17 protein-coding genes are annotated in these 19,302 nt (G+C 60.9%); 13 read left to right on the top strand and 4 right to left on the bottom strand.

Annotated features, from left to right (window positions below; all coding sequences use genetic code 11):
• The 3 genes from CKW07_RS21590 to CKW07_RS21580 all read right to left on the bottom strand — a co-directional run bounded on the left by CKW07_RS21590 (window position 1) and on the right by CKW07_RS21580 (window position 2,857).
• Window positions 1-459: a tripartite tricarboxylate transporter TctB family protein gene (locus CKW07_RS21590; protein WP_095146955.1), complete on the bottom strand. Its 459-nt coding sequence runs from the start codon at window positions 457-459 to the stop codon at window positions 1-3.
• A gap of 61 nt (window positions 460-520) precedes the next feature.
• Complete coding sequence (locus CKW07_RS21585; protein WP_095146954.1) at window positions 521-1,510, bottom strand: tripartite tricarboxylate transporter substrate binding protein; 990 nt, start codon at window positions 1,508-1,510, stop codon at window positions 521-523.
• A gap of 54 nt (window positions 1,511-1,564) precedes the next feature.
• Window positions 1,565-2,857, bottom strand: coding sequence for an OprD family porin (locus CKW07_RS21580; protein ID WP_095146953.1), 1,293 nt, complete (start codon window positions 2,855-2,857; stop codon window positions 1,565-1,567).
• Window positions 2,858-3,092: 235 nt separating this feature from the next.
• Between CKW07_RS21580 and CKW07_RS21575 the strand changes: the two genes are divergently transcribed.
• Both CKW07_RS21575 and CKW07_RS21570 read left to right on the top strand, forming a co-directional pair.
• Window positions 3,093-3,764 (top strand): response regulator, encoded by a 672-nt coding sequence (locus CKW07_RS21575; protein ID WP_095146952.1) that lies wholly within the window; start codon window positions 3,093-3,095, stop codon window positions 3,762-3,764.
• Window positions 3,757-5,142 (top strand): sensor histidine kinase, encoded by a 1,386-nt coding sequence (locus tag CKW07_RS21570; protein ID WP_095146951.1) that lies wholly within the window; start codon window positions 3,757-3,759, stop codon window positions 5,140-5,142. Before CKW07_RS21575 ends, CKW07_RS21570 begins: the two co-directional genes overlap by 8 nt.
• A gap of 82 nt (window positions 5,143-5,224) precedes the next feature.
• Here CKW07_RS21570 and CKW07_RS21565 read toward each other — a convergent pair whose 3' ends face one another.
• A complete protein-coding gene (locus CKW07_RS21565) occupies window positions 5,225-5,488 on the bottom strand; it encodes a DUF2790 domain-containing protein (RefSeq protein WP_095146950.1) in 264 nt (87 codons plus the stop codon).
• Window positions 5,489-5,962: 474 nt separating this feature from the next.
• Between CKW07_RS21565 and acs the strand changes: the two genes are divergently transcribed.
• The 11 genes from acs to astD all read left to right on the top strand — a co-directional run bounded on the left by acs (window position 5,963) and on the right by astD (window position 19,285).
• Complete coding sequence (gene acs, locus CKW07_RS21560; protein ID WP_095146949.1) at window positions 5,963-7,918, top strand: acetate--CoA ligase; 1,956 nt, start codon at window positions 5,963-5,965, stop codon at window positions 7,916-7,918.
• A gap of 629 nt (window positions 7,919-8,547) precedes the next feature.
• Window positions 8,548-9,324, top strand: coding sequence for an ABC transporter substrate-binding protein (locus CKW07_RS21555; RefSeq protein ID WP_095146948.1), 777 nt, complete (start codon window positions 8,548-8,550; stop codon window positions 9,322-9,324).
• Window positions 9,325-9,415: 91 nt separating this feature from the next.
• The gene (locus CKW07_RS21550) at window positions 9,416-10,105 is read left to right on the top strand and encodes an ABC transporter permease (protein ID WP_095146947.1); all 690 of its coding nucleotides are present in this window, start codon (window positions 9,416-9,418) and stop codon (window positions 10,103-10,105) included.
• Entirely contained in the window at window positions 10,102-10,800 is a 699-nt protein-coding gene (locus CKW07_RS21545; protein WP_095146946.1) for an ABC transporter permease, read from the top strand. Before CKW07_RS21550 ends, CKW07_RS21545 begins: the two co-directional genes overlap by 4 nt.
• 1 nt (window position 10,801) lies before the next feature.
• Entirely contained in the window at window positions 10,802-11,914 is a 1,113-nt protein-coding gene (locus CKW07_RS21540) for a M14 family metallopeptidase (RefSeq protein ID WP_095146945.1), read from the top strand.
• A gap of 23 nt (window positions 11,915-11,937) precedes the next feature.
• On the top strand, window positions 11,938-12,702 hold the full coding sequence (locus CKW07_RS21535) for an ABC transporter ATP-binding protein (protein WP_095146944.1): 765 nt from the start codon (window positions 11,938-11,940) through the stop codon (window positions 12,700-12,702).
• 113 nt (window positions 12,703-12,815) lie between these two features.
• The gene (argR, locus tag CKW07_RS21530) at window positions 12,816-13,796 is read left to right on the top strand and encodes a transcriptional regulator ArgR (protein ID WP_095146943.1); all 981 of its coding nucleotides are present in this window, start codon (window positions 12,816-12,818) and stop codon (window positions 13,794-13,796) included.
• A 539-nt stretch (window positions 13,797-14,335) separates the two neighbouring features.
• Window positions 14,336-15,556 carry an aspartate aminotransferase family protein gene (locus CKW07_RS21525; protein WP_095146942.1) on the top strand — a complete coding sequence of 407 codons (1,221 nt, stop codon included), beginning with the start codon at window positions 14,336-14,338 and terminating at the stop codon, window positions 15,554-15,556.
• Between the two features lie 132 nt (window positions 15,557-15,688).
• Complete coding sequence (aruF, locus tag CKW07_RS21520) at window positions 15,689-16,708, top strand: arginine/ornithine succinyltransferase subunit alpha (protein ID WP_095146941.1); 1,020 nt, start codon at window positions 15,689-15,691, stop codon at window positions 16,706-16,708.
• 85 nt (window positions 16,709-16,793) lie between these two features.
• A complete protein-coding gene (astA, locus tag CKW07_RS21515; protein ID WP_095146940.1) occupies window positions 16,794-17,819 on the top strand; it encodes an arginine N-succinyltransferase in 1,026 nt (341 codons plus the stop codon).
• Entirely contained in the window at window positions 17,816-19,285 is a 1,470-nt protein-coding gene (gene astD / locus CKW07_RS21510) for a succinylglutamate-semialdehyde dehydrogenase (RefSeq protein ID WP_176465360.1), read from the top strand. Before astA ends, astD begins: the two co-directional genes overlap by 4 nt.
• The last annotated feature ends 17 nt before the right edge of the window (window positions 19,286-19,302 follow it).

Raw genomic sequence — 19,302 nt, 5'->3', positions numbered from 1 at the left:
TCAGTTCTCCAGAACGTCGAGCAGGCCCAATGGCAGAGGTACGTCCATCACGCGGTCGAACAGCAGGTACAGGCCAAGGCTCATCAAACCGATGATTACCAGGCTCGGTAGCCAGCGGCCGCCATAGAGACGGGCCATCGGTACGCCGATCAGGATGCTGGACACAATGAATCCCAAGGGTTCGAAGGTGCCGGCGAACACCACCAGCAGGGCGATGCAGATGCCGATCTTGGTCAGGGTTTCGCGATCCAGCGGCGGTTCGTCTTCGCTGTGGATGATCGGGGTCGGGCGAAACGCCATGTACAGCAGGGCGATGCCCATCAGGGCCAGCAACAATAATGGGAAGGCTCTTGGGCCGACGGGTTCATAGGAGAACGCTGCCTGGTACGGCCAGGCCATCATGGCCAGGCCGATGCAGGCCACCAACAGCGTGGAGGCAAAAATACGTTGTAAGAGCATGACAAACTCCTGGGCCACACCCCGGATAGCGCAAGGGCATGGCCACGAGACAGAGAGGCGATTACTGAATCAGGCCGAACTCTTTGGCCAGCATCTTGTAGTCGGCGACCTGTTTCTTCACATAGGTGTCCAACTCCGGCCCGGTCATGGCGAACGGGAACAGTTCACGCTGGTCACGCAGCTTGGCGAAGTCTTCGGAGGCCAGCAGTTTGTCGAAGGCGTCTTTCCACCAGGCGTATTCGGCATCGCTGACTTTTGGCCCCAGGTAGAAGCCGCGAACCACCGGCCAGACGATGTCGTAGCCTTGCTCCTTGGCGGTCGGGATGTCCTTCATTTCCGGCTCGTCGAGACGCTCGTTGGCAAACACGGCCAGCAGGCGCATGTCACCGCTCTGGATGTGTGGCATGGAGTCGGAGATGTCGGTACTGCCGACCTGGATGTGGCCACCGAGCAGGGCGGTGGCGATTTCGCCGCCGCCTTCGAGTGCCACGTAGCGCAGGTCACGCGGGTTGATCCCGGCGGCCTTGGCGATCAAGGCGGTTTGCATCCAGTCCTGGCTGCCGACGGTGCCGCCGGAGCCGATCACCACTTTGCTCGGATCTTTCTTCAGGGCCTGAACCAGATCGTCGAGGGTTTTGTAAGGCGAGTCGCTTTTCACCGCGATGGCCCCGTAGCTGGTACCCACCGCTGCCAACCAGCGCACGGCGCTTTCATCGAAACGGCCGAACTTGCCTTGAGCCAGGTTCAGCAACGAACCGCTGGACCAGGCCACCAGAGTACCGGCGTCGGCCGGACGCTGGGCGACCACCGCGTTGTAGGCCACTGCGCCGACACCGCCGGGCATGTAGGTCACGCGCATCGGCTTGGTCAGCAGTTTCTCGTTCACCAGCGCGCTTTGCGCCAGTTTGCACGTCAGGTCAAAACCACCGCCCGGAGACGCCGGGGCGATGCATTCGGGACGCTTGGGTTCGCCCGATTCGGTGGCGAGCAGCGGGCCGGCGAACAGCAGGCAACTGGCGGTGAGTGCAACGTTACGCAGTGAGAAGTTCATCGATTGTCTCCACAGGAGTTGTTGTTGTGTTGGAGCTGTTGTGGGTTGAATCCATTACCAAAGGGCAACGCTATAGCTCACCAGCACCCGTACTTCATCAGCGTCGCGGGCGGAGTAGTTCGAGCGATAGGTGGCATTGCGCAGGCGCACGGCAACGTCCTTCAGGGCGCCACTTTGCACCACGTACTTGATCTCGGTGTTGCGTTCCCATTCCTGGCCGGTGTCACCGTTGTTGAGCTTGATGTTGTCACCGCTGATGTAGCGGCTCATGAAGCTCAGGCCGGGAACCCCCAGGCTGGCGAAGTCGTAGTCGTAACGGGCTTGCCAGGAGCGTTCTTCGGCACCGGCAAAGTCGTTGATCTGTACGAAGTTGACCAGGTAGGGGTCGGAACCGTCGACGTAGGGGAACGCGCTGTCGCCAGACATGTACTGGTAGCCGGCGCTGATTTTATGCCCGCTCAAGGCATAACTCACCAGGCCGTTGAGGGAGTTGTTGTCGATTTCACCGCCGCGTGCCTGTCCCGAGTCATCGCTGATGGCCAGCCGCAGGTCGGTGCCGAACGTGCCCGGTCCGAACGCTTGTGAGGCGACCAGGCCGAGGAAGTGCTGGTTGTAGACTTCGCCCAGTTGCGCGAAGTGGTAGCTGCCGGTGATCTTGTCGGTGAGCTTGTAGTCAACGCCACCGAAGTCGAAATGCGTGCCCGGTACGGTGCCGGCGAAGCGGCTGTTCTTGTTGTTGAGGGCAATGTCCTCGAAGTCGGTGCTGTCGCGGTCCTTGGCTTTTTCCAGACGCCCGCCGGTGAAGGTCAGGCGCTTGAACTCCTTGGAACTGAGCATGCCGCCTTCGAAGGTCTGCGGCAGGATGCGCCCGTCGTTGGCCTTGAGGATCGGCAGTTCCGGAATCAGGCTGCCGATCTTCAGTTCGGTGGCGGAGATTTTCATTTTGCCGGTCAGGCCGAGTTTCGAGTACTCGTCAGCGGCACGCCCGTCATCGTGGACCGGCAGCAAACCGGTACCGGTGCGGTCGGGGCTGGAATCGAGCTTGATCCCGAGCATGCCCAGCGCATCGACACCAAACCCCACGGCGCCATCGGTGTAGCCCGACTCGAGATTGAGCATGAAGCCCTGGGCCCACTCGTCACGTTTGGATTGCTGGGCGCTGGTTCCGCTGCGAAAGTCGCGGTTGAAGTACATGTTGCGGGTTTCCAGGGTCGCGCTGCTGTCTTCGAAGAAGGCAGCCTGACTGACAGGCGAAAAGCCGGCGACGGCGGCGGCACTGGCCAGGGCGGTGGTACCAAGGCGGGAGAAGCGAGCAGGCGTAGAAGCCTGAGGCTGTGTAGACAGCATCGTGAAACACTCCATTTATTGTTCTTATTGGGGCGAAAACGCATCGAGGCGTTTTTCGTTCACTACTCTCAAAAATACGGCAGTCGAAACTGTCCGTGGCTGGACTCTAACGGGCGAACCTTTCGCTAACCTTTCAGAAGACTTTCACGGTTTTCGGGCTTCACAGCGGCGGATGCGGCTGTAAACTCCGCGCCAAAGAGTGGTGTCGACCATCCCCGGAATGAGGTAAGGATTCATGCGTGTTCTTCTCGTCGAAGACCATCTGCAGTTGGCCGAAAGTGTCGCCCAGGCGCTCAAGAGCACGGGGTTGACGGTGGATGTGCTGCACGACGGGGTGGCTGCGGACCTGGCCTTGAGCAGCGAAGACTATGCGGTGGCGATCCTCGATGTCGGCCTGCCGCGCATGGACGGTTTTGAAGTGCTGGCGCGGTTGCGCAGCCGGGGCAAGAACCTGCCGGTGCTGATGCTGACTGCTCGCAGCGACGTCAAGGATCGTGTCCACGGGCTCAACCTGGGGGCCGACGATTACCTGGCCAAACCGTTCGAGCTGACCGAGCTGGAAGCGCGGGTCAAGGCGCTGTTGCGCCGCAGCGTCCTGGGGGGCGAACGCCAGCAACGTTGCGGCGTGCTGGTGTATGACCTGGACACGCGGCGATTCACCCTGGGCAATGAGTTGCTGACCCTGACCTCGCGCGAGCAGGCCGTGCTCGAGGCTTTGATTGCCCGTCCCGGCCGGGTGATGAGTAAGGAGCAACTGGCCGCCCAGGTATTCGGTCTGGATGAAGAGGCCAGCCCCGATGCCATCGAAATCTATGTCCACCGATTGCGTAAAAAACTCGACGGCCACTCGGTGGCCATCGTGACCTTCAGGGGCTTGGGTTACCTGTTGGAAAGCCGCGATGCATAAGCCCAGGAGCCTGCGCTGGGGGTTGCTGTGGAACCTGGCGCTGTTGCTGGTGGTGCTGATGATCGCCAGCGGCTTGAGTGCTTACTGGAATGGTCGCGAAGCGGCCGACACGGCCTATGACCGAACCTTGCTCGCCTCGGCGCGCACTATCGCTGCCGGGCTTTCCCAGCGTGACGGCAGCCTCAGTGCCGATGTGCCTTATGTGGCGCTGGACACGTTTGCCTACGACAGCGCTGGGCGGATTTACTATCAGGTGAACGACATTCACCAGCAGCTGATTTCCGGCTACGAGAACCTGCCCGGACCGCCGCCCGGTACGCCGCGAACCGATGACTACCCGGCACTGGCACGCTTCTATAACGCCACCTACCTGGGGCAGAACGTGCGCGTGGTAAGCCTGCTCAAGGCGGTGACCGAGCCGAACATGAACGGCATGGCGGAAATCCGCGTGGCGGAAACCGATGAGGCACGGGTCAGCATGGCGCGCAGCCTGATGGCCGACACGTTGCTGCGTCTGGGGATGCTGGCGGGCGGCGCGTTGTTGCTGGTGTGGTTCGCCGTCAGTGCCGCGTTGCGCCCGTTGGAGCGCTTGCGCACGGCGGTGGAGGAACGCCAGCCCGATGACCTTCGGCCGCTGCCGCTGGTGCAAGTGCAGCGCGAGTTGTGGCCATTGGTACGTGCCCTGAACCATTTCACCGAACGCCTGCGTGTGCAGTTCGAGCGCCAGGCGCAGTTCATCGCCGATGCGGCCCACGAACTGCGCACACCTTTGGCGGCACTCAAGGCACGCCTTGAGTTGGGGCTGCGGGCAAACGAACCGCACACCTGGCGCAGCACGCTGGAGGATGCCGCCCAAGGCACTGATCGCCTGACTCACCTGGCCAATCAGTTGTTGTCGCTGGCGCGGGTCGAGAACGGGGCACGGGCGATTGCCGAAGGTGGGGCGCAGATGCTCGACCTGAGTCAGTTGGCTCGCGAGCTGGGCATGGCCATGGCGCCGCTGGCCCATGCACGGGGTGTCGCGCTGGCGCTGGAGGCTGACGAACCAGTATGGCTGCGCGGCGAGCCGACGCTGTTGAACGAGTTGCTGAGCAACCTGGTGGATAACGCCCTGGCCCATACCCCGTCGGGCGGCAACGTGATTTTGCGCGTCAGCGCCCCGGCCATACTTGAGGTCGAGGACGACGGACCGGGGATTCCGCTGGAGGACCGTGGCCGGGTATTCGAGCGCTTTTACCGACGCAATCAACAGGTCGCCGGGTCGGGGCTTGGCTTGGCTATTGTCGGTGAAATCTGCCGGGCGCACCTGGCGCAAATCAGCCTGCATGACGGTGCGCAGGCCGGCTTGAAGGTGCGGGTCAGCTTTATCGCCGGGTAACGGTTGTGTGCCGGTTACCTGGGCAAGTAACCAAGCCCGGCCTGGGTCTGTCTGCCGAAAGACTTGAAACCCACTTCGCGAATCAGCCGTTAGAGCAACCGTTGCCCATTACGCTATAGCGCAAGATATGCCGTTTTCCGTTTGAGTCTTCATATTCCATGCGCGCCGGTACAACTTCGCAGACATTGGGAACTTCGCTCATGGAGATAACTTTGGCGATATCCAGGTCAGTGGAGTAAGTGTATTCCTCTACCGGGACCGAATGGCGGGCGACATCAGTCGGGACCTCGTCTGCCATGGCGGTTGCGCACAGACTGCCGAGGGCCAGAACCAATAAAGCTTTCATTTCAGATTTACCTTTCTAAGGTCGAGTGGGGTCACGCAGCCTTTGTGGGGCTGCGTGTGGAACTTGATTGCAGGGTGCTGGATTAACGGCCTTCGTGGGGGCTGTAACGTGGTTAATCACATTGCCTTGTTGGCAGGGCGGATTTTAGGCGCCTGGGTTACGCACATATAGGTGCGCTTTTGATAAAGACTGTTGGCATATTCTGTAACAATCAGAAAAAGTTTCTCATTAGCTGAACGGGTGATGTGTGTGCGCAAAGGCCGTGCGGCGCGTCGTTGCGTCCGTCGGCAAGCTGGCTACCTCGGGGGTTGGCGCTGAAACGGGGCTGGCGTCCCAGCCCCGGTTTACAAGGGGTTTGCACATGCCTCGGTGTTTTGTAGGGGGTTGTTACTACCATCGTCGAATGGTTCTATAAGCCCGCCTCGGGCTACAACCCAGGTCTACAAAAACAACTATTTCACCGAGGTAAGAAAGATGAGTGCGGCTTCTCTGTATCCCGTTCGTCCCGAGGTTGCGGCCAACACGCTGACTGATGAAGCGACCTACAAGGCCATGTACCAGCAGTCGGTCGTCAACCCGGACGGCTTCTGGCGCGAACAAGCCAAGCGCCTCGACTGGATCAAACCTTTCACCACGGTGAAGCAGACCTCTTTCGACGACCACCATGTCGACATCAAGTGGTTCGCCGATGGCACCCTGAACGTTTCCTATAACTGCCTGGACCGTCACCTCGCCGAGCGCGGCGATCAGGTCGCGATTATCTGGGAAGGCGATGATCCTTCCGAGAGTCGCAACATCACTTACCGTGAACTGCACGAGCAAGTCTGCAAGTTTGCCAACGCCCTGCGCGGCCAGGATGTGCATCGCGGCGACGTGGTGACCATCTACATGCCGATGATCCCGGAAGCCGTGGTCGCCATGCTGGCCTGTACCCGGATCGGCGCGATTCACTCGGTGGTGTTCGGTGGTTTCTCGCCTGAAGCCCTGGCAGGTCGCATCATCGACTGCCGGTCCAAAGTGGTCATTACCGCGGACGAAGGCTTGCGTGCCGGCAAGAAAATCCCCCTCAAGGCCAACGTCGACGATGCGCTGACCAATCCGGAAACCAGCAGCATTCAGAAAGTCATCGTGTGCAAACGCACCGGTGGCGACATCAAGTGGAACCAGCATCGCGACATCTGGTTCGAAGACCTGATGAAAGTGGCGGGCACCGTGTGTGCGCCGAAAGAGATGGGCGCCGAAGAAGCCCTGTTCATCCTCTACACCTCCGGCTCCACCGGCAAGCCCAAGGGTGTGCAGCACACCACCGGTGGCTATCTGCTCTACGCCGCGCTGACCCATGAGCGCGTGTTCGACTACCGTCCGGGTGAAATCTACTGGTGCACCGCCGACGTCGGCTGGGTCACCGGTCACACCTATATCGTCTACGGCCCGCTGGCCAATGGCGCGACCACCTTGCTGTTCGAAGGTGTGCCGAACTATCCGGACATCACCCGGGTGGCGAAGATCGTCGACAAGCACAAGGTCAACATCCTCTACACCGCACCGACCGCCATTCGCGCGATGATGGCCTCGGGCACGGCCGCTTGCGAAGGCGCTGACGGCAGCAGCTTGCGCCTGTTGGGCTCGGTGGGCGAGCCGATCAACCCGCAAGCCTGGGATTGGTACTACAAGAACGTCGGACAGTCCCGTTGCCCGATCGTCGACACCTGGTGGCAGACCGAAACCGGCGCCACCCTGATGAGCCCGCTGCCGGGGGCGCACGCACTCAAGCCAGGTTCCGCGGCGCGGCCGTTCTTCGGCGTGGTGCCGGCACTGGTGGACAACCTGGGCAACATCATCGAAGGGGCCGCTGAGGGTAACCTGGTGATTCTTGATTCGTGGCCGGGCCAGGCGCGTACGCTGTATGGCGACCACGACCGTTTCGTCGATACCTACTTCAAGACGTTCCGCGGCATGTACTTCACCGGCGACGGTGCTCGTCGCGATGAAGATGGCTACTGGTGGATCACCGGTCGCGTGGACGACGTACTCAACGTCTCTGGCCACCGCATGGGCACCGCCGAGATCGAAAGTGCGATGGTCGCTCACCCGAAGGTCGCCGAAGCGGCGGTGGTCGGTGTGCCGCATGACATCAAGGGGCAGGGCATCTACGTCTACGTCACCCTCAATGGCGGTGAAGAGCCGAATGAAGCGTTGCGCCTGGAACTGAAAAACTGGGTGCGCAAGGAGATCGGTCCGATTGCCTCGCCGGATGTCATCCAGTGGGCGCCGGGCCTGCCGAAAACCCGCTCCGGGAAAATCATGCGCCGTATCCTGCGCAAGATCGCCACCGCCGAGTACGAAGGCCTGGGGGATATCTCCACCCTGGCTGACCCGGGTGTGGTGCAGCACCTGATCGATACCCACAAGACCATGAACGTCGCGTAACGCTCGTTCCCGAGTCTGCGAACCCCGCCAGGCCTTGCGCTTGGCGGGGTTTTTTTATGGGGTGGGGCGCCGAAAGCTGTTCGCTAGCAAACTCGCTCATGCCGGGAGGTGTATAGCCCGTGTAGGCACGGACTTGTCAGGTGCCCGGATCTTGAGCGAATAAATATCGATTTGTGAGTCGGGCGTTTCCGAGCGTTACCCGTGGGTTGAAATGTGTCACTGCTCGCCTGATTTCGGGGTAATGGGAAACGCCAGGCCCCGTTTTAGTGCCCTTGCAGGCCGTGTGAAAAATAAGACATTACGCTGAGCTTGCCGGATTAGAAGGGTTTGCGAATAATAGGCCCGCTATTTGCAATATAGATCGGTTCAATGTCTTTTGCTCTTGCATAAACCTCAAGGGCTGTCAATGTGCTCGAACGGCTTTCTCGGTGCTTCTGTAATATGTTGTCGCATTGAAGAAATATCGGCCTCGGGCCTGTCGTTAGAATGCCGATCACTCGCTCGTCGTAGTCCGTGTTGAAGTCAGCGCGCGATTGCCGGGACGCAGCAGCTTTATTTCGTTTCACCCATTCGCATATTGGGCTGTTGCTCACTCTGCCGTTTTCGCCCTTTACCGATGGAGTCCAAAGATGAAGAAACTCGTGCTTCTTGGCGCCCTGGCACTGTCCGTGCTGTCTTTGCCAACGTTCGCCGATGAAAAGCCTCTGAAAATTGGTATCGAGGCGGCTTACCCTCCGTTCGCGTCCAAGGCGCCGGATGGCAGCATCGTTGGTTTCGACTACGACATCGGCAACGCCCTGTGCGAAGAGATGAAGGTCAAGTGCGTCTGGGTCGAGCAAGAGTTCGACGGTCTGATCCCGGCACTCAAGGTGCGCAAGATCGACGCGATCCTGTCTTCCATGTCGATCACTGAAGATCGCAAGAAGTCCGTGGACTTCACCAGCAAGTACTACAACACCCCGGCGCGCCTGGTCATGAAGGCCGGTACCCAGGTCAGCGATGGCCTGACCGAGCTCAAGGGCAAGAACATCGGTGTGCAGCGCGGCTCGATCCACGAGCGTTTCGCCCGTGAAGTCCTGGCGCCACTGGGGGCTGAAATCAAGCCTTACGGCTCGCAGAACGAAATCTACCTGGACGTGGCTGCCGGTCGCCTCGACGGCACCGTGGCAGACGCTACCCTGTTGAATGATGGCTTCCTGAAGACCGACTCCGGCAAAGGCTTCGCGTTCGTGGGCCCGGCATTCACCGACGTCAAGTACTTCGGTGACGGCGTAGGCATCGCGGTGCGCAAGGGCGACAAGGCTGATCTGGACAAGATCAACGCGGCCATCGCCGCCATTCGCGAGAACGGCAAGTACAAGCAAATCCAGGACAAGTACTTCGACTTCGACATTTACGGCAAGTAATACGTCGCAGCGATAAGTCCGAAATGGCGCAAGCAGCAGGGGCTCTGAGGTTTGCGCCATTTTTTCATCCCAACTTTCGAGGACCTGAAACATGTTGAAAGGCTACGGGGCTGTCATCCTCGATGGCGCATGGCTGACGCTTCAGCTCGCCTTGTCGTCCATGGTCTTGGCCATTGTTCTGGGTCTGATCGGGGTCGCGCTACGCCTGTCGCCGATACGCTGGCTGGCCTGGCTGGGCGACCTGTATTCCACGGTGATCCGCGGGATTCCCGATCTGGTGCTGATCCTGCTGATTTTCTACGGCGGCCAGGACCTGCTCAATCGTGTGGCGCCATTGCTCGGCTATGACGACTACATCGATCTGAATCCGCTGGCGGCCGGTATCGGCACCCTGGGCTTCATCTTTGGTGCGTACCTGTCGGAAACCTTCCGTGGAGCGTTCATGGCCATCCCCAAAGGCCAGGCCGAAGCCGGCATGGCGTACGGCATGAGCAGCTTCCAGGTGTTTTTCCGGGTATTGGTGCCACAGATGATTCGCCTGGCGATTCCCGGCTTTACCAATAACTGGCTGGTACTGACCAAGGCAACCGCGCTGATTTCGGTGGTCGGTCTGCAAGACATGATGTTCAAGGCCAAGCAGGCGGCGGATGCCACTCGCGAGCCTTTTACCTTCTTCCTCGCAGTGGCGGCAATGTACCTGGTGATCACCAGTGTCTCGTTGCTGGCATTGCGTCACCTTGAGAAGCGCTACTCGGTAGGCGTAAGGGCGGCTGATCTATGATCTTCGACTACAACGTCATTTTGGAGGCGCTGCCGCTCTACCTCGGTGGCCTGCTGACCACCCTGAAACTGCTCGCACTGTCGCTGTTTTTCGGCCTGCTGGCGGCGCTGCCGCTGGGGTTGATGCGTGTCTCCAAGCAGCCGATCGTCAACATGAGTGCCTGGCTCTTCACCTACGTGATTCGCGGTACGCCGATGCTGGTACAGCTGTTCCTGATCTACTACGGTCTGGCGCAGTTCGAAGCGGTGCGTGAGAGTATTTTCTGGCCATGGCTGTCCAGCGCGACGTTCTGTGCCTGCCTGGCGTTCGCCATCAATACCAGTGCCTACACGGCGGAAATCATTGCCGGCAGCCTGCGGGCCACGCCCAATGGTGAAATCGAAGCGGCCAAGGCCATGGGCATGTCGCGCATCAAGATGTACAAGCGCATCCTGCTGCCGTCGGCCCTGCGCCGGGCACTGCCGCAGTACAGCAACGAAGTGATCATGATGCTGCAGACCACCAGTCTGGCGTCCATCGTGACCCTGATCGACATCACCGGTGCCGCGCGTACCGTGAACGCTCAGTACTACTTGCCGTTCGAGGCCTACATCACCGCCGGTGTTTTCTACCTGTGCCTGACCTTCATTCTGGTGCGCCTGTTCAAGCTCGCCGAGCGTCGCTGGCTGGGCTACCTGGCTCCGCGGAAGCACTGATATGGAACGTATCGATCACGCTTTGACGTGGAGCCATCTGGGCAGCGAACGCCGGATTTCGGTGTTCCGCTTCGGCAGCGGCGAGCGCAAGGCCTATATCCAGGCCAGCCTGCACGCCGACGAATTGCCGGGGATGCGCACGGCCTGGGAGCTGAAAAAGCGCCTGACCGAACTGGAAGCGCAGGGCGCCCTGAAAGGTGTGATCGAACTGGTGCCGGTGGCCAACCCATTGGGGCTCGGGCAATTGCTGCAAGGCAATCATCAGGGGCGCTTCGAAGCCGGTAGCGGCAAGAATTTCAACCGCGATTTCGTTGAGCTGAGTGCTCCCGTGGCTGCCTTGCTGGAAGGGCGCCTGGGGGATGATGCTCACGCCAATGTGCAACTGATCCGTCAGGCCATGGGCGATGTGTTGGCCGCATTGCCACCGGCCAGCAGCCAGTTGCAGGGCATGCAGCGTGTGCTGCTCGCTCATGCGTGTACGGCGGATGTGGTGCTGGACCTGCATTGCGATGCCGAAGCGGCGTTGCATATGTACGCCTTGCCGCAACACTGGCCGCACTGGCGTTCGTTGGCCGCGCACCTGAATGTGCGGGTCGGTCTGCTGGCGGAAGACTCCGGTGGCAGCTCGTTTGACGAGGCCTGTTCGCTGCCGTGGTTACGTCTGTCCCGGCAGTTTCCCGATGCGCAGATTCCATTAGCCTGCCTGGCGACTACCCTCGAGTTGGGTGGTCAGGCTGATACCGGGCGCCCGACGGCCTGCGCACACGCCGAAGGCATTCTGGCGTTCCTGGCGGAGCAGGGGCTGATCAGTGGTGAATGGCCGAAGCCTTCCCATGAAGCCTGCGAAGGCCTGCCGTTCGACGGCACCGAATTGCTGTTTGCACCGCACCCCGGTGTGGTGAGTTTTTTGCGTCAACCTGGTGAGTGGGTCGAGGCCGGTGACGAGATTTTCGAGGTGATCGATCCTTTGGCTGATCGGGTCAGCACGGTATGTGCTGGTACGGCCGGTGTACTGTTTGCCGTTGAACGGCTGCGGTATGCCCAACCCGGTTTCTGGCTGGCCAAGGTGGCGGGGCGCGAAGCGCTGCGTCACGGGCGCTTGCTCAACGACTGACTGTTTTTGTGAGAACCGACAGCATGTACAAACTTGAAGTCCAAGACCTGCATAAGCGCTATGGCAGTCACGAAGTGCTCAAGGGCGTGTCCCTGAAAGCAGCGGCGGGCGATGTGATCAGCATCATCGGCTCCAGTGGCTCCGGCAAAAGTACCTTCCTGCGTTGCATCAACCTGCTTGAGCAACCCCACGCCGGCAAGATCCTGCTCAACAACGAAGAGCTCAAGCTGGTGGCGAACAAGGATGGCGCGCTGAAGGCGGCCGATCCCAAGCAGCTGCAACGCATGCGTTCGCGCCTGTCGATGGTGTTCCAGCATTTCAACCTGTGGTCGCACATGACCGCGCTGGAAAACATCATGGAAGCGCCGGTGCACGTACTCGGCATGTCCAAGGCTGAGGCTCGTGAAAAGGCCGAGATGTACCTGGCCAAGGTCGGCGTGTCCCATCGCAAGGACGCCTACCCTGGTCACATGTCCGGCGGTGAGCAGCAGCGTGTGGCGATCGCCCGTGCGCTGGCGATGGAGCCTGAGGTGATGCTGTTCGACGAGCCGACTTCGGCGCTGGACCCTGAGCTGGTCGGCGACGTGCTGAAAGTCATGCAGGCCCTGGCCCAGGAAGGCCGGACCATGGTGGTGGTGACCCACGAAATGGGCTTTGCCCGTGAAGTGTCGAACCAACTGGTGTTCCTGCACCAAGGCGTTGTCGAAGAAAGCGGCAACCCGCGTGAAGTGCTGGTCAATCCACAGTCCGAACGCTTGCAGCAATTCCTCTCGGGCAGCCTGAAGTAATCGCTCCCGTTATGCACCCAATTAGGTCATGCTGCGCACCGCGCGCCAGATGGTCTAATTTGGTTGCAGCCGCCTTCGGCTTTTAACACTGTTTTCGTTTCGGATTGCCCGCCATGACTGCCCATCGAATTGGTTTCCTGATTTGGCCCAGCACTAAAGCCTTGACGCTGGCGCTGGCCGAGGAGGCCTTGCGTGTTGCCCAGCGCGTGCATCCGGAAGTGGTTTACGAGTTGGTGTTCCTGCAGGCCGAGCCGCCGGCCGAAGGGGCCTGGCAGCTGCCCGGCGAGGCCTGGACCGGCAAGCTGGAAAATTTCCAGAAGGTGTTTCTGCTCGCCGATGAGCCGCCGACCGCATTGACCCCGGCCCTGAGCAGCGCGCTCAAGCAACTGGTGCGTGCCGGCTGTGTGATCGGTGGTCTGTCGGCCGGGGTGTATCCCCTGGCTCAGCTCGGATTGCTCGATGGTTACCGTGCAGCGGTGCATTGGCGTTGGCAGGATGATTTCGCCGAGCGTTTCCCCAAGGTCATTGCCACCAGTCATCTGTTCGATTGGGATCGTGATCGCCTGACGGCGTGCGGCGGCATGTCGGTGCTCGACCTGTTGCTGGCGGTGCTGGCCCGTGATCACGGTGCCGAGCTGGCCGGTGCGGTGTCCGAAGAACTGGTGGTCGAGCGCATTCGCGAAGGCGGGGAGCGTCAGCGCATTCCGTTGCAAAACCGCCTCGGCTCCAGCCATCCGAAGCTCACGCAAGCCGTGTTGCTGATGGAAGCCAACATCGAAGAGCCGCTCACTACCGACGAAATCGCCCAGCATGTGTGCGTGTCCCGTCGGCAGTTGGAGCGGATTTTCAAGCAGTACCTCAATCGTGTGCCGAGCCAGTACTACCTGGAGTTGCGCCTGAACAAGGCCCGGCAGATGTTGATGCAAACCAGCAAGTCGATCATTCAGATCGGCTTGTCCTGTGGCTTCTCTTCCGGGCCACATTTCTCCAGCGCCTACCGCAACTTCTTCGGCGCCACGCCGCGTGAAGACCGTAACCAGCGCCGCAGCAGCAGCCCATTCGAACTGTCATCGGTACCGTCGGAGCGCGGGTAACGGCGCAGGTCTTGATGACTTGGGGGGATGACTTTCCCCCAAGGTGTCGCGGGTATGACAGGTGCAAAAAAGCGCTGTTGATGCCCAGATCAAGATGGAATGGCTTTTCAGCGCATCTCGCAGCAAAGGCTCGGCAAAGGTGCGGATATCCTAGAGGCGTTCGAACGCCTGATCGACTTGATTGGCGTTGAGCATTTTCAGTCTGGCGGACCTGCTGTCCTCCAGGCGTTTGTATCGTACTGATCCTTGAACGTTGAGAAGGCGCCAGGCAAACCCGTGATGAAAGATCGGGGTACGGTAGATGTTACGGGCGGACACACGGCTCGAAATCAAATCCCGGTAGCCCTGCCTCTAACCTGTGCGGCAGTTTAAACTGCGCCTTTGCGACGCTATTTGTCGCATTGCCGTAAACCCGGTCAAAAGCGGGTTTTGCGCTATAAGAAGTTGTCGCTTGGCGGCAAGGCCAAGCTCGAAACTGTCCTTACAATCCTCACCAAGCTCGCCAGTTTCAGGCGGGTGTTTCTCATCAGGAGACTCCGATGTCCGTTGAGCACGCTGCGGTACAACGCGCCGATTTCGATCAGGTAATGGTTCCCAACTACGCGCCTGCCGCCTTCATTCCTGTGCGTGGCGCCGGTTCCCGCGTTTGGGACCAGTCTGGTCGCGAGCTGATCGACTTCGCCGGCGGGATTGCCGTTAACGTATTGGGCCACGCGCATCCGGCGTTGGTCGGTGCCTTGACCGAGCAGGCGAACAAGCTGTGGCACGTGTCCAACGTTTTCACCAATGAGCCGGCCCTGCGCCTGGCCCATAAGCTGATCGACGCGACCTTCGCCGAGCGTGTGTTCTTCTGCAACTCCGGGGCTGAAGCCAACGAGGCCGCGTTCAAGCTGGCCCGTCGCGTGGCCCATGATCGTTTCGGTAGCGAGAAGTACGAAATCATCGCCGCGCTCAACAGCTTCCACGGTCGTACCCTGTTCACCGTCAACGTTGGTGGCCAGTCGAAGTACTCCGATGGTTTCGGTCCGAAGATCACCGGTATCACCCATGTGCGGTACAACGATCTGGCTGCGCTCAAAGCTGCTATTTCCGACAAAACCTGCGCCGTGGTGCTGGAGCCGATCCAGGGCGAAGGCGGTGTATTGCCGGCCGAGCTGGCTTACCTGCAAGGCGCTCGCGAGCTGTGCACCGCGCACAACGCGCTGCTGGTGTTCGACGAAGTGCAAACCGGCATGGGCCGCAGCGGCAAACTGTTCGCCTACCAGCATTACGGCGTGACGCCGGACATCCTGACCAGCGCCAAGAGCCTGGGCGGCGGTTTCCCGATCGCGGCCATGCTGACCACCGAAGACCTGTCCAAGCACCTGGTCGTCGGCACCCACGGCACCACCTACGGCGGCAACCCGCTGGCGTGTGCGGTTGCTGAAGCGGTGATCGACGTGATCAACACCCCTGAGGTGCTCAATGGCGTCAACGCCAAGCACGACAAGTTCAAGGCCCGCCTGCAGCAGATCGGTGAGCAGTACGGCCTGTTCACTCAGGTGCGTGGCCTGGGCCTGCTGTTGGGTTGCGTGCTGAACGATGCCTGGAAAGGTCGTGCCAAGGACATCTTCAACGCCGCCGAGAAAGAAGGCTTGATGATTCTGCAAGCCGGTCCTGACGTGATTCGCTTCGCGCCAAGCCTGGTGGTGGAAGACGCCGACATCGAGCAAGGTCTGGACCGCTTCGAGCGTGCCGTGGCCAAGCTGACTCAAGCCTGATTCGGGCTGCGTGACTGCTCGGCGCCTATGCTTAGGGATGGGCGTCGAGACACATTTTCTGTGCCGGGCCTGCCCGGTATTTTTTTCCGTCGACCGATCGGATCGACCTGTTCTTGATTAAGGAGTGACACCATGCTGGTGATGCGCCCTGCGCAAATGGCTGATCTGGGCGAGGTACAGCGTCTGGCTGCGGACAGCCCGATTGGTGTCACGTCCTTGCCGGACGACGTTGAACGCCTGAGCGACAAGATCGCCGCAAGCGAAGCATCGTTTGCCGCCGAAGTCAGTTTCAACGGTGAGGAAAGCTATTTCTTCGTGCTGGAGGACACCGCCACCGGCAAATTGGTGGGCTGCTCGGCCATCGTGGCCTCGGCCGGTTATTCCGAGCCGTTCTACAGCTTCCGTAATGAAACCTTCGTGCACGCCTCCCGCGAGCTGAAGATCCACAACAAGATCCACGTGCTCTCCCAGTGCCATGACCTGACCGGCAATAGCCTGCTGACCAGCTTCTACGTGCTGCCGGAGCTGGTGGGTTCGGCCTGGTCGGAACTCAACTCCCGCGGTCGCTTGTTGTTCGTCGCCAGTCATCCTGAGCGCTTCGCAGACTCGGTGGTGACCGAGATCGTTGGGTATAGCGACGAGCATGGCGACTCGCCGTTCTGGGATGCCATCGGTCGCAACTTCTTCGACCTCAACTACGCCGAGGCCGAACGTCTGTGCGGGCTCAAGAGCCGGACCTTCCTGGCCGAGCTGATGCCGCATTACCCGATCTACGTGCCGCTGCTGCCGGATTCCGCCCAGGAGGCGATGGGCCAGGTGCATCCACGGGCTCAGATCACCTTCGACATCCTGATGCGTGAAGGCTTCGAGACCGATCACTACATCGACATCTTCGACGGTGGCCCGACCCTGCATGCGCGCGTCTCGGGCATCCGCTCGATTGCCCAGAGCCGTGTGGTGCCGGTGAAGATCGGTGAGCCGGTCAAGGGTGCCGGTCGTCAGTACCTGGTGGCCAATGCCCAGTTGCAGGATTACCGCGCCGTCATGCTTGAGCTGGACTATGCGCCGGGCAAGCCCGTGACCCTGGATCTGGAAGCCGCCGAAGCCCTGGGTGTCGGTGAAGGTGCCAGCGTGCGCCTGGTAGCGGTTTAACGCCTGCTGCCCTGCCTGGAAAGAGTCCTGGAAAACAGCGAGTTTCACGGGTGGCCGTTACCGGCTGCCCGTTTGAGGAGATAGCATGATCGTTCGTCCCGTACGCAGCAGCGATTTACCCGCTCTGATCGACCTGGCCCGCAGCACCGGCACCGGCCTGACTACTTTGCCGGCCAACGAAGAGCGCCTGGCGCATCGGGTTGGCTGGGCGGAAAAGACTTTCCGTGGTGAAGCGGAGCGCGGTGACGCGGACTACCTGTTCGTGCTCGAGGATGACGACGGCCGCGTGGTGGGGATCTCCGCCATTGCTGGCGCCGTCGGTCTGCGTGAGCCCTGGTACAACTTTCGGGTCGGCCTGACCGTCAGCGCGTCGCAAGAGTTGAACATTTACCGCGAAATCCCGACGCTGTTCCTGGCCAACGACCTGACCGGTAATTCCGAGTTGTGTTCGTTGTTCCTGCACGCCGATTACCGCACCGGCCTGAACGGGCGCATGCTGGCCAAGGCGCGCATGCTGTTCATCGCCGAGTTCCCACAGATGTTCGGTAACAAGATCATTGCCGAGATGCGTGGCGTGTCCGATGCCGCGGGCCGTTCGCCGTTCTGGGAAAGCCTGGGTCGGCACTTCTTCAAGATGGAATTCAGCCAGGCCGACTACCTGACCGGCGTGGGCAACAAGGCCTTCATCGCCGAACTGATGCCGAAATTCCCGCTGTACACCTGCTTTCTCTCCGAGGACGCACGCCGCGTGATTGGCCAGGTCCACCCGGACACCGAGCCGGCGCTGGCCATGCTCAAGAGCGAAGGCTTCAGCTACCAGGGTTATGTCGACATCTTCGACGCAGGCCCGGCCGTGGAGTGCGAAACCGGCAAGATTCGTGCGGTGCGCGACAGCCAGGCGCTGGTGCTGGCCATCGGTACCCCCGGTGATGACGCCACCCCATTCCTGATGCATAACCGCAAGCGCGAAGACTGCCGGATCACCGCCGCGCCAGCGCGCTTGGCGGCCGGTACCCTGGTGGTCGATCCGCTGACCGCCAAACGTCTTCAACTCAACGCCGGCGACCAGGTGCGTGCCGTGCCGTTGTCTGCTGCCCGGGAGTCGAAATAATGAATTCGCTATACATCGCAGGTGAGTGGCTGGCCGGTCAGGGCGATGCCTTCGAATCGCTGAACCCGGTGAGCCAGCAAGTGCTGTGGTCGGGGCAGGGCGCCAGCGCCGCTCAGGTTGAAAGCGCCGTGCAAGCTGCGCGTCAAGCGTTCCCGGCGTGGGCCAGGCGTACCTTACAAGAGCGTATCGACGTGCTGGAGGCCTTTGCCGCGAGCCTGAAGAACCACGCGGACGAACTGGCCCACTGCATCGGCGAAGAAACCGGTAAACCACTGTGGGAAGCGGCGACGGAAGTGACCAGCATGGTCAACAAGATCGCCATTTCGGTGCAGAGCTACCGTGAGCGGACCGGCGAGAAGAGCGGCCCACTGGGCGATGCCACGGCAGTGCTGCGCCACAAGCCCCATGGCGTGGTCGCGGTGTTCGGGCCTTACAACTTCCCCGGTCACCTGCCTAACGGTCACATCGCGCCCGCGTTGCTGGCGGGTAACAGCGTGCTGTTCAAACCCAGCGAGCTGACACCGAAAGTCGCCGAACTGACGGTCAAGTGCTGGATCGAAGCCGGCCTGCCGGCAGGCGTCCTGAACCTGCTGCAGGGCGCCCGTGAAACCGGGATCGCGCTGGCCGCCAATCCGGGGATAGACGGCCTGTTCTTCACCGGCTCCAGCCGCACCGGCAATCATCTGCATGCGCAGTTCTCCGGTCGTCCGGACAAGATCCTGGCGCTGGAAATGGGCGGCAACAATCCGCTGGTGGTCGATCAGGTGGCTGACCTCGATGCTGCGGTGTACACCATCATCCAGTCCGCGTTCATTTCCGCCGGTCAACGCTGCACCTGTGCTCGTCGCCTGCTGGTCCCGCAAGGTGCATGGGGCGACACGCTGCTGGAGCGCCTGGTGGCGGTCAGCGCAACGATTGAAGTCGGCGCGTTCGATCAGCAACCGGCACCGTTCATGGGCTCGGTGGTTTCGCTGGCAGCGGCCAAGGCACTGATGGATGCGCAAGCGCACCTGCTGGCCAATGGCGCTGTCACGTTGCTGGCAATGACTCAGCCGCAGGCGAATGCCGCCTTGCTGACGCCAGGTATCGTGGATGTGACCGCGGTGGCGGAGCGTCCTGATGAAGAGCTGTTCGGTCCGCTGCTGCAAGTGATTCGCTACGCTGATTTCGAGGCGGCGATTGCCGAGGCCAACGACACCCAATACGGCCTGGCCGCAGGCTTGCTGTCGGATTCCGAAGCGCGTTACCAGCAGTTCTGGCTGGAAAGCCGTGCCGGCATCGTCAACTGGAACAAGCAGCTGACAGGTGCTGCCAGCAGCGCGCCATTCGGTGGCGTGGGTGCTTCGGGCAACCATCGCGCCAGCGCTTACTATGCAGCGGACTATTGCGCGTACCCGGTGGCCTCGCTGGAAACGCCGAGCCTGACGTTGCCGAGCGCGCTGACCCCTGGCGTGCGGATGTCGTAAGACCGCATCGCGACTCG

It is taken from the genome of Pseudomonas sp. Irchel s3b6 (assembly GCF_900187415.1).
Classification (GTDB): Bacteria; Pseudomonadota; Gammaproteobacteria; order Pseudomonadales; family Pseudomonadaceae; genus Aquipseudomonas.
Note: the sequence above shows the minus strand (reverse complement) of the source record. Positions and strands in the feature narration are given on the sequence as shown.

Bases quoted from the DNA above. Each gene is read 5' to 3' on its own strand.
- aruF (WP_095146941.1), top strand. From the start codon at position 15,689: ATGCTGGTGATGCGCCCTGCGCAAATGGCTGATCTGGGCGAGGTACAG.
- CKW07_RS21545 (WP_095146946.1), top strand. From the start codon at position 10,102: ATGATCTTCGACTACAACGTCATTTTGGAGGCGCTGCCGCTCTACCTC.
- CKW07_RS21575 (WP_095146952.1), top strand. From the start codon at position 3,093: ATGCGTGTTCTTCTCGTCGAAGACCATCTGCAGTTGGCCGAAAGTGTC.
- CKW07_RS21525 (WP_095146942.1), top strand. From the start codon at position 14,336: ATGTCCGTTGAGCACGCTGCGGTACAACGCGCCGATTTCGATCAGGTA.
- CKW07_RS21535 (WP_095146944.1), top strand. From the start codon at position 11,938: ATGTACAAACTTGAAGTCCAAGACCTGCATAAGCGCTATGGCAGTCAC.
- astA (WP_095146940.1), top strand. From the start codon at position 16,794: ATGATCGTTCGTCCCGTACGCAGCAGCGATTTACCCGCTCTGATCGAC.
- CKW07_RS21580 (WP_095146953.1), bottom strand. From the start codon at position 2,857: ATGCTGTCTACACAGCCTCAGGCTTCTACGCCTGCTCGCTTCTCCCGC.
- CKW07_RS21590 (WP_095146955.1), bottom strand. From the start codon at position 459: ATGCTCTTACAACGTATTTTTGCCTCCACGCTGTTGGTGGCCTGCATC.
- CKW07_RS21565 (WP_095146950.1), bottom strand. From the start codon at position 5,488: ATGAAAGCTTTATTGGTTCTGGCCCTCGGCAGTCTGTGCGCAACCGCC.
- CKW07_RS21550 (WP_095146947.1), top strand. From the start codon at position 9,416: ATGTTGAAAGGCTACGGGGCTGTCATCCTCGATGGCGCATGGCTGACG.
- acs (WP_095146949.1), top strand. From the start codon at position 5,963: ATGAGTGCGGCTTCTCTGTATCCCGTTCGTCCCGAGGTTGCGGCCAAC.
- CKW07_RS21570 (WP_095146951.1), top strand. From the start codon at position 3,757: ATGCATAAGCCCAGGAGCCTGCGCTGGGGGTTGCTGTGGAACCTGGCG.
- CKW07_RS21585 (WP_095146954.1), bottom strand. From the start codon at position 1,510: ATGAACTTCTCACTGCGTAACGTTGCACTCACCGCCAGTTGCCTGCTG.
- CKW07_RS21540 (WP_095146945.1), top strand. From the start codon at position 10,802: ATGGAACGTATCGATCACGCTTTGACGTGGAGCCATCTGGGCAGCGAA.
- CKW07_RS21555 (WP_095146948.1), top strand. From the start codon at position 8,548: ATGAAGAAACTCGTGCTTCTTGGCGCCCTGGCACTGTCCGTGCTGTCT.
- argR (WP_095146943.1), top strand. From the start codon at position 12,816: ATGACTGCCCATCGAATTGGTTTCCTGATTTGGCCCAGCACTAAAGCC.